The organism is Streptomyces sp. adm13(2018) (assembly GCF_008042145.1).
GTDB lineage: Bacteria > Actinomycetota > Actinomycetes > Streptomycetales > Streptomycetaceae > Streptomyces.
In genome coordinates this window covers 1-2627 of sequence record NZ_RDBH01000213.1, presented here as the reverse complement: position 1 = coordinate 2627, position 2627 = coordinate 1, and the positions used below count along the sequence as shown (strand labels likewise).

Annotated in this window: 4 protein-coding genes; 1 reads left to right on the top strand and 3 read right to left on the bottom strand. The window is 74.1% G+C overall.

All coding sequences use genetic code 11. From position 1 onward, the window contains the following. Positions 1 to 87: 87 nt before the first annotated feature. Together entS and EAO70_RS35730 are read right to left on the bottom strand one after the other, a co-directional pair. Positions 88 to 1413: an enterobactin transporter EntS gene (gene entS, locus EAO70_RS35735; protein ID WP_148006956.1), complete on the bottom strand. Its 1326-nt coding sequence runs from the start codon at positions 1411 to 1413 to the stop codon at positions 88 to 90. Next, a complete protein-coding gene (locus EAO70_RS35730) occupies positions 1400 to 1669 on the bottom strand; it encodes a phosphopantetheine-binding protein (protein WP_148006955.1) in 270 nt (89 codons plus the stop codon). Before EAO70_RS35730 ends, entS begins: the two co-directional genes overlap by 14 nt. A gap of 160 nt (positions 1670 to 1829) precedes the next feature. Between EAO70_RS35730 and EAO70_RS35725 the strand changes: the two genes are divergently transcribed. Further along, the gene (locus EAO70_RS35725) at positions 1830 to 2339 is read left to right on the top strand and encodes a GNAT family N-acetyltransferase (protein WP_148006954.1); all 510 of its coding nucleotides are present in this window, start codon (positions 1830 to 1832) and stop codon (positions 2337 to 2339) included. Positions 2340 to 2430: 91 nt separating this feature from the next. On the opposite strand, the gene EAO70_RS35720 is transcribed toward EAO70_RS35725, so the two are convergent. Then, the coding region (locus EAO70_RS35720) for an MbtH family protein (RefSeq protein WP_148006953.1) at positions 2431 to 2627 on the bottom strand (197 nt) is incomplete at its 5' end.

The following is a 2627-nucleotide window of genomic DNA, read 5'->3' as shown; positions in this document are numbered from 1 at the left end:
CGTCCGGGCCGCCACCGCCTGACCCGGCCGGGGAACCGCGCCAGCGCGCGGGGAGGCGGTGCCCGGTGGCGCGGTTCCCCGGCCGGGTCAGGCGGTGGCGGCCCGGACGTCCACGGCGGGGACGGGGGTGTCGCCGTCGCCGGCCGGGGGCGTCTCGTCGTCGTCCGGTTCCTCGCGGGGCAGGGTCGCCTTGCGCAGCCCGGGGACCGTGACGGCCACGACCACCGCGGCGACGGCACAGATCGCGCCGTTCACGACGGCCGCGCCGGCCGGGCTGAACCAGCGGGCGATCAGGGCCACTTCGACGTCGCCGGCGATGCCGCCCGCGGTGCCCTGGGCGGTGACGACGCTCACGATCCGGCCACGGAGCCGGTCCGGGGTGTTGTGCTGGACGAGGGCGTACTCCAGGATCTCGTACACGGTCCCTGCCGCGCCGCCCACGACCAGCATGGCGTAGGCCACGACGGCGCTGCCGCTGAGACCGAAGCCGATGACGGCCAGGCCGCCGGTGAACGCGGCCGTCAGGAGCAGGCGTCCGGGGCGTCCGGCGCGGGTGATCCAGCCGCTCGTCGCGGAGACGACGATGGCGCCGACGGCCGGAGCGGTGTAGAGCACGCCGAGCATGACGTCGCCGCCGCCGAACTCGGTGTAGACCAGCTCGGGGAAGAGGACGACGGGCAGGCTGAACAGCGCGTTGACACCGCCGAGGGCCAGCAGGGCGCCGACGACGCGGTGGCGCACGGCGAACCGGAAGGCGGCGGCCGGCGAACCGGAGTCCTCGTGGCCCTCCTCGTCGTCCTCGTCCTTGAACGGGGGCAGCGGGCGCAGCCGGAGCAGCAGCAGGGTGGTGATGCCGGTGGTCACCGCGGTGAAGGCGAAGACCGGGCCGGGGCCCGAGGCGGCGAGCAGGACGCCGCCGATGAGCGGGGCGGCGACGGAGCCGATCTCGCCGGTGAGGGAGATCAGGGCGCCGGCGGCGGGCAGCTGGTCGGGCCGGACCAGGGTCGGCGCGACCGCCATGAGCGCGGTGACGCTCACTCCGGTGGCGAGTCCGTCCCAGGCGACGCAGAGGTAGACGGCCCACAGTTCCGGGGTGGGCAGGAAGGCGTTGACCGCGAGACCGGCGAAGGCGAGCGCGGCGGAACCGCGGGCCCAGAGGATCAGCGTCCTGCGGTCGGTGCGGTCGGCCATCCAGCCGCCCCACAGGGAGCCGACGAGGACCGTGACGCTCATGATCATGCTGGCGACGGCGACACCGAAGGTGGAGCGCGTCATGCCGAAGACCTGGGCGGCGAGGGCGACGGTGGCCATGCCGAGGCCGAACAGCGAGACCACCCGGGCGATGAAGATCGCCCGGAAGTCGGGGCTGGTCCGCAGCGGGCCGATGTCGATCAGGAAGTCACCGGCGCGCACGGGACGCTCCCGTCGAGGTGTTCAGGAGCTCCACCCACGCGTCGAGGGTGGGGCGTTCGGCGAGTTCCACGAAGCCGATCTCGGCTCCGTCCGCGCGCCATCCCTCGACCAGGGTCATCAGCCGGATCGAGTCCAGCCCCTGCTCGACGAGACTCTCGTCCGTCTCGATCTCCGCGGCGTCGACGTAGAGCACGTCGGCGACGTCCCGCATGAGCCGCTCGCGTGTGAACGTCTGCTGTCCGGCCGTGTCGACCATCGTCGTGTCCTCTTCCCGTCCGACATGCGAGGTGATGCGGATGCTGTGAGTGGGCAGGTTGGTTAGGTAAGGCTTACCTAACTCTCTATGGTGTGGGGGAGTCAAGCGGCGGTGATCCCTGTGGTCCGTCGCCCCCCAAGAGCGCGAGAGTGAGAAGCCGTTGACCACAGCCACGCCCCGCCCGGGCGTCCGGTCGGAGCCCGTCGCCGCCGTCTCCGTCCGGCCCGCCGGCCGGTCCGACGCCGCCGCCCTGCACCGGCTGTCCGTTCCCTTCGTGCGCGAGGGCGCACTGCGGGACCGCCCCGCGGGCGTGTACGCCCGTGACGCGGCGGACTTCCTGGTGGCCGAGGCCGGGCAGGGAGGTCTGGAGGGCTGTGTCGCGCTGTGCCATCGGCCCGATGCGTACGGCCGGGCGGCCGCCGTGCTCTACAACTTCTGCGTGGCGGAGGGGAGTCAGGGTCGTGGTGTCGGCTCCGCGCTGCTGCGGGCCGTGCTCGGTGAGGCGGCCGCCCAGGGGGTGGCGCGGGTTTTCACCGCCACCGCGGGCGGAGGGGAGCTCTTCCTGCGCCACGGATTCACCCCCGGTGGCGAGGAGGAGGCACCCCCGCGGTGGCGCTCCGGCCTCGACCCGGCGCGGGGCTCCCGGGTCCTGGTGCGCTCCCTGGTCTGACCGCCCGGTGGTGTCGGGGCGGGCGCGAGCGGCCCGCCCCGACGCGGACCCCCGACGCCACGGGGGCGCCGGGGGTCCGCGTCGGGGTGGCTCAGCCGCGCGCCGCGAGGCTCGCCGGTCGCATGTCGGTCCAGTGGGCGTCGACGTAGCGGGTGCAGCCCTCGCGGGAGTCCTCGCCGTGCACGACGGTCCAGCCGTCCGGGACCTCGGCGAACGCCGGCCACAGCGAGTGCTGGTTCTCGGCGTTGACGAGCACGAGGTAGCGGGCGTCGACGTCCTCGAAGGGGT

Bases quoted from the DNA above. Each gene is read 5' to 3' on its own strand.
- EAO70_RS35730 (WP_148006955.1), bottom strand. From the start codon at position 1,669: ATGGTCGACACGGCCGGACAGCAGACGTTCACACGCGAGCGGCTCATG.